The sequence below is a fragment of the Thermoanaerobaculia bacterium genome, from assembly GCA_035260525.1.
In the GTDB taxonomy this organism is placed as follows: Bacteria; Acidobacteriota; Thermoanaerobaculia; order UBA5066; family DATFVB01; genus DATFVB01.
In genome coordinates this window covers 1-6,322 of the sequence record DATFVB010000235.1, presented here as the reverse complement: position 1 = coordinate 6,322, position 6,322 = coordinate 1, and the positions used below count along the sequence as shown (strand labels likewise).

Sequence of the window (6,322 nt, the reverse complement as noted above, 5' to 3'; positions counted from 1 at the left end):
CGCCCCGAGGAGATAGAGGCCCATGACTCCCCCGATCGTCCAGGCCTCCCAGGCATTCACCCGCGCCACGAACGACCATCCGGCGACCTTCAGCAGGCAGCCGCGCGTCGAGGCGATCGTGAAGTTCGCCCAGAACCAGTGCCGCTTGCTGCGGCCGAAGGCCGGGAAGGAATAGACGAAGGTCGCCAGCGCCCCCGCGACGTAGATGAAGAAGCAGGCGTGGTCGAGAAGCGGCGCGGTCAGCCGGTCGTGGAAGCTCGTCCGCGGATAGGGGACGACGAACCACGTCGGCAGCAGGGAGAAGGCGTAGAGAATCGAGGCCACGATCCAGGCGGAGGAAAACGACACTTCCCCCGTGACGAGCGGCCGCCCGGGCTTGTTCTCGCGATCGATCTCGAAGTCCGCGATCTGGTTGACGATGTTCGACGCCGCGTTCATCGCCGAGGCGTCGAGCGATCCGAGCGCGATCGTCAGCACGACCGCCCAGGTGACGCGCCGCGCCGGGTCGGGGTTGTGCGCCGAGCCGTACGCGCAGATCGCGCCGGAGAGGATGCCGAGCAGCGGCGGAAGCAGCGTGAACGGCCGCCACAGCGCCAGGTGCGCCGCGAGCGGCGAGCGCCTCGCCTCGCCGGCCGTGCCGCTCACGCGATCCCCCACACGTTGCCGAAGGGAACGTAGAGGCGTCCGAGCGCGATCGAAGCCGCGATCTCCCACGCGACCGCCGCGCCGACGAGCGTGTTGAACGCGTTGCAGAACTCGTGGTCGACGCGGATTTCCCTTCGGGCCGCGAGGTCGATCAGAAGAGATTCGGCGAGGGACCCGGCCACGCCCGCCGCGACGACGACGACGGCGAGCCGCCAGGAATAGAGCCCGGCGGCCGCGCCGGCCGCCGCGACGAGGAACGCGCCGAGAACGCCGCCGAGGACGCCCGCGCCGGAGACCGCGCCGCGCGTGCCGGGCGGCACGGCTTTCATCCGCGAAAGGAGCAGCGGCCGCCGGCCGTAGAGCGTACCGAGCTCGGTGCCGAACGTGTCGGCGAGCGCCGCCGCGAACGACCCCGCGAGCGCCAGAGGCAGGACCGGCACGGACGAAGCGACGACCCGGGCCCGCATCGCGAACACGATCCAGGCCCCGACGGAGACGTTCGCCCACACGTGGCGCGCGCCGCGCCGCGCGCGATTCGCCTGCGCCGTGCCGAGCTTCTCCTTGCGCGCATACCCGAGCTTCGAGGCGAGCGTTCCGAAGAGGAAGAACGTCCAGAGCACCGCGTAGGCGCCCCACCCGCCAAAATGCAGGATGATCGACCCGGCGACGAAGCCGGCGATCGAGCCGGAGAGCGCGACGAGCCGGAGAGGAATCGAGAGGAGCGCGATTGCCGCGTTGACCGCGAGAGCGGTCGCGAACGCGACGCGGGGACCGCCGGAGACGACGGCCGGGCCGGCGGCGCCGACGAGCGGCCCCATGTGGAGCGAGGCCCACGCGAACGCGACGGCGAGCCCGGGCACGACGTTGTCGTCGAGCCCCGTCTCGAGGGACTCGACGAACGCGCCGAGCAGCGCGAATCCGGCGAACGCGGAGAGCGCGACTCCGACGGCGACCCGCCCGCTGAACGCCATGAGGAGCGCGCCCCCGGCCGCGCCGAAGACGGCATAGGCGGCCGAGCCGGTCCAGGTCTTCTTTCCGTTCCAGGGAAGCGCCGGGCCGCCGACGGTCCGGCCGACGATCGATGCCATCGGGTCGCCCAACGCCATCATTCCCCAGATCGCCGCGGCCGCCGGCAGCGCGTGGCGGAAGAGAAGGATGACGAGGAGCACGGTCGCCGGATAGGCGACGATCCCGACGTCGCGCCGCCTCGCCCCGTCGCGATAGATCCCGCGGCCGAACGCCGGGAGCGCGAAGAGATTGAAGAGCAGAGCGCCGGCCGCACAGAGCGCGGCGATCGGCCACGACAACCAACGAAGGAGAAGCGCAAAGAGCCCCATTCCCGCGTGGACGGCCTTGCGGCCCCACTCGCCGACAGAGATCGTCGCGGACGGCATTGGCCGGAATCTAGCATGCGGGAAAGCCCGCGCCTCGCCCGCCGCCGGGTTTCCGCGATCTAGCGGGGGACTCTCTTCCACTCCTCCTCGAGGTATTCGAGCGAGGCCGCCGGGCCCTTTTCCTTCTCGAACCGGAACGTCACGACCTCGCCGCTCTCCATGAGCTCGACGCGGAGCTGATTGGCGGCCGCGTCGTACACTTCCGCCCGGTTCGTCGCTTCGCCGGCGCGGACTTCCAACCCCCCGGCGATCACCCGCCAGTCCATCCGCCCGAACCGCGGGTTCTCGTAGACGCCGGCGTAATCGCCGAGCGGATGGGGAAGGGGCTTCTGACGCTCCGCGCGGCGGGCGAGCTCCTCGGGAAGCTTCTTGCGATAGGCGTCCGCTTTCGATTCCAACCCGGCGAGCCTTGCCGCGTACGTCTCCTCGAGACCGGGCTTTCCGAGCAGGCGGTCGTAGACGTAAGTTGCGACGAGGTCGGCCGCGGAGGTCGCGGGCTCCTCTCCGTTGACGAGCACGGCGACGCCGATCCCGTGATCCGGCATGAACGACACATGCGAGAAATAGCCCGCGAAGCCGCCGAACCGGCTCACGACGAGATCGCCTTCGTACCGCGAGAGGTCCCACCCGAGCCCCCACGCGAACCGGTGGAAGGGCCCGAAGTCGCGGTTCTGCTCCACCGCGGCCTTCTGCGTCGCCGCGATCGTGTCGGCCGGAAAAACACGCGTGCCGTCGATCGCGCCGCCGGAAACCTCCGCCGCGAGGAATCGTCCGAGGTCGCGCGCCGAGGAGAAAAGGCCGCCGGCCGCGTGCAGGGTCGCGTCGCTCTTGGCGAGCGGGGTTCGCCGCCAGCCGCCGGGTCCGAAGGCGTGCGGACGGGCGATCGCGTCCGGGTCGAGCTCGGAAAGACGCGCTTTCGTCTCGCTCATTCCCGCCGGCTCGAGCACTTCCCGCCGGACCACGTCTTTCCAGCTCGATTTCGTCCGGGCCTCCAGCACGAGGCCGAGGATGTTGTAGCCGAGATTGCCGTAGTGGAACGCCCGTCCCGTCGTCGAGGGGCCGTAAGTCCCGAGAATCGCGATCAGTCCGTCCCGAGTGAAATCTCCGGAAAACGCCGTGCGGAAAACGACGGGGCCTCCGTCCCGGATGCCGTGCGTCATCGTCAGGAGGTTCCGAATCGTGATCGCATCGGCCGAGAGCGGTGGCCGGAGTTTGAGATCGGGAAGATAGCGCGAGAGCGGCGCGTCGAGATCGAGCTCGCCCCGGTCGGCGAGGCGGACGGCGGCGAGCGCGGTGAACGCCTTCGTGCTGGAGGCGAGGTAGAACGGCGTGTCTTCGGTGACCCCGCGTCCCGTGTCCCGGTCGGCGACGCCGAACCCTTTCGCGTGGATCACCCAGTCGCGGTCGACGACCGACAGCGAGAGGCCGGGCGCCAGGCCCGAGTCGACGACCCGGCGGGCGAACGCGTCGACGTCCTTTCTCCAGTCTCCGGCCGGCGGCGGGGCCGCGGCCCCGGCCGCGCGCGCCAGGAACGCCGCCAGGAGAATTCTTCCGATGGTCCGGCCTCTCGTGTCGATCACTCGTGCACCTCCGTTGCTCCGGAATCTACCGAAGCCGAAACGCGATGGCTTGAACGAATCGAGCCCGGCTCAGACGCGCGCGACGAGGCGCGAATATCCGGACGGCGTGAGCCCCGCCCGCCGCCGGAAGTCCCGACACAGATGGGCCTGGTCCGCATACCCGTGCTCGTGGGCAAGGCGCGTGAGGTCGCACCCGCCCGAGGCGATCGCCTCTGCGGCCCGACGAAAGCGCTGGCGCGTCCGGTACGAGACGACCGAGGTCCCGTAGGACCGGCGGAACGCCCGCGTCAACGAAGCGGGATGCAACCGCGCCTCCCGCGCGAGCGCCCGGACGGAAAGGCCGTCGCCGTCGTCGATCCTCTCCTTGACGCGGCGCAATGCCGGGGAGGGATGGCGCTCCCTCCCGCCGCCGTCCTCGCCGATCGTTCCCAGCACGTCCCAGACGCGGTCTTCCAGAAGAGCGGCGTCGAGGGGGCCCGCGGCGTCGTATTCGGCCGCGAGAGCGAGCATCGTCCGCACCGCCGGGCCCGCGTGCATCCAGCGCCACCGTCCGAGGGTCGTGCCGGCGGCGGCCAGCCTCTCGGCGAACACGCCGGCGAACGCGATCTGGAGAGTGCGGGCGCCGCCGGGACCGATCTCGTCTGAATGCCGCACCCCCGGAGGCTTGACGACCATGCTGAGCGGCGTTCCATTCTCGTGGCGCCCCTCCACGACCTCGCGAATCGCGCCGCGAAGGAGGATCGTGATCTGGGCGGCCTCGTGCGCGTGCGGCGGCTGCCGGCACCCGCCGGCATACCGGCTCATCGTCAGGACGAAGGGACCGGCCGGATGGGCGACGGGCTCGGAAGGGGTCGGCGCGGAGGGCATCGATCGACTATACGAGCGCCTCGAATCAAATGTTCCCCGAAAGCGACGTCCCCCGCCGTTGCAGGTATTCCGCCAGCGGCTCCCGGAAGTCCCGCGGCGTCTCTCCGGTCAGCCGCTCGAATTTCCCGGTCGAAAGGACGGAATACGCCGGACGCGCGGCCGGACGAGCGAGCTCGGCCGACGTGATCGGCCGGACGTCGATGCCGTCGAAACCGGCGAGGCGGTAGATCTCGCGGGCGAATTCGTTCCACGTGACTTCGCCGCGGTTCGCGTAATGCACGATTCCGGCAGCGCCGGCTCCGGCGAGCGTCACGAGGGCTTCCGCGAGGTCGGTCGTGGCGGTCGGGCGGCCCACCTGGTCGGCGACGACGCGGACTTCTTTCTTTCCGTCCTCCGCCTGCTTCAGCATCGCCTCGACGAAGTTCGGCCCGCCGTTGCCGAAGAGCCACGATGCTCGGACGACCAGCGCTCCCGGCGCTTCGAGCGCATGCTGCTCACCTTCAAGCTTGGTTCGGCCATAGGCGGAGAGCGGCGCCGCCGGATCGTCCTCGACGTAGGGGGATCGTTTCGTGCCGTCGAAGACGAAGTCGGTCGAGACGTGGACGAGCTTCGCCCCGCTCTTGGCGCAGGACTCCGCGAGTGTCGCGACCGCGTCGGCGTTGACCGCTTGCGCCCGCGGGTCGGTCTCGCAGAGGTCGACCTTCGTGAACGCGGCGCAGTGGAAGACGACGTCCGGCCGGAAGCTCGCGATCACGCCGCGCACGTGCCCGGCGTTCGTCACGTCGAGCTGGACACGGGTCGGCGCGACGACCTGGACGTCATTCCGGCGGCCGAGCGCCGCGCGCAGATCGCGGGCGAGCATCCCGCCCCCGCCGGTGATGAGGACCTTTTTCATCTCGTCGAAGGTGTCACGGCCGATTCTTCCCTGCCGTATTCGTCGGTGCTCCGGCGAAACCTCACCCCCGCCTCACGGCGACCCCTCTCCATGTGGAGAGGGTAGAGCGGACTCACCTGTCATAAGTTGACCCTGTCATTCTGAGAAGCAAGCGACGAAGAATCTAGCCGTTCTAAACAATGACGGGATTGGGACTCTTCTCTCACGCCCTCTCCACATGGAGAGGGGGCAGGGGGGTGAGGTTTCGCGGACGCGCCCCGCAGATAGGGGCGAGGACGCGGGTTTCACGAGCGTCTGAGCGTGCTCACGAGCGCAGCCGCTCGTGGTACTGCGTCTTGTAGAAATCGCGGTAGTGCGGATCGTGATCCTTGATCGGGCGCCACCAGTCGGGATGCGCCACGTACCAGTCGATCGTCGAAGCCAGGGCGTCGTCGAACTTCGTCTCGGGGCGGAAACCGAGCTTCGCGAGCTTCCCGGAATCGAGCGAATACCGGCGATCGTGCCCGACCCGGTCGGCGACCGGCCGGATGAGCGTTTCGGGCTTGCCGAGGATCGCGAGGATCTTCTTGGTGATCTCGACGTTCTCGCACTCGTTGCCGCCCGCGACGTTGTAGACCTGCCCGGCCTCGCCCCGCTCGATCAGGAACTCGATCGCCGCGGCGTGATCGTCGACGAAGAGCCAGTCGCGGACGTTTTTCCCGTCCCCGTAAAGCGGCAGCGGCAGGTCGTCGAGCGCGTTGGTGACGAAGAGGGGGATCAGCTTCTCCGGGTACTGGTAGGGGCCGTAGTTGTTCGACGCGCGCGTGATCACGACCGGAACGCCGTACGAGGCCCAGTACGAGTACGCGAGGCGGTCCCCTCCGGCCTTCGACGCCGAGTACGGGTTGCGCGGGTGGAGCGCCGATTCCTCCGTGAAGGCGCCGCTCTCGATCGAGCCGTAA

The 6,322-nt window shown here is 69.4% G+C and carries 6 protein-coding genes; all 6 read right to left on the bottom strand.

The genetic code is table 11. The features are described from left to right. On the bottom strand, positions 1 to 645 hold a 645-nt coding region (locus tag VKH46_11770), incomplete at its 3' end, for a UbiA family prenyltransferase (protein ID HKB71515.1). Then, the gene (locus tag VKH46_11765) at positions 642 to 2,039 is read right to left on the bottom strand and encodes a DUF92 domain-containing protein (protein ID HKB71514.1); all 1,398 of its coding nucleotides are present in this window, start codon (positions 2,037 to 2,039) and stop codon (positions 642 to 644) included. The genes VKH46_11765 and VKH46_11770, both read right to left, overlap by 4 nt. 59 nt (positions 2,040 to 2,098) lie before the next feature. After that, a complete protein-coding gene (locus VKH46_11760) occupies positions 2,099 to 3,619 on the bottom strand; it encodes a serine hydrolase (protein HKB71513.1) in 1,521 nt (506 codons plus the stop codon). Positions 3,620 to 3,688: 69 nt separating this feature from the next. Continuing rightward, complete coding sequence (locus VKH46_11755) at positions 3,689 to 4,486, bottom strand: helix-turn-helix domain-containing protein (GenBank protein HKB71512.1); 798 nt, start codon at positions 4,484 to 4,486, stop codon at positions 3,689 to 3,691. Between the two features lie 25 nt (positions 4,487 to 4,511). Further along, positions 4,512 to 5,381: a dTDP-4-dehydrorhamnose reductase gene (gene rfbD, locus VKH46_11750; GenBank protein ID HKB71511.1), complete on the bottom strand. Its 870-nt coding sequence runs from the start codon at positions 5,379 to 5,381 to the stop codon at positions 4,512 to 4,514. Between the two features lie 304 nt (positions 5,382 to 5,685). Continuing rightward, positions 5,686 to 6,322, bottom strand: a 637-nt coding sequence (locus VKH46_11745) for a GDP-mannose 4,6-dehydratase (GenBank protein ID HKB71510.1), incomplete at its 5' end; no start/stop codon positions are given.

Coding starts and splice junctions, on each gene's coding strand:
- VKH46_11765 (HKB71514.1), bottom strand. CDS start 2,039: ATGCCGTCCGCGACGATCTCTGTCGGCGAGTGGGGCCGCAAGGCCGTC.
- VKH46_11755 (HKB71512.1), bottom strand. CDS start 4,486: ATGCCCTCCGCGCCGACCCCTTCCGAGCCCGTCGCCCATCCGGCCGGT.
- rfbD (HKB71511.1), bottom strand. CDS start 5,381: ATGAAAAAGGTCCTCATCACCGGCGGGGGCGGGATGCTCGCCCGCGAT.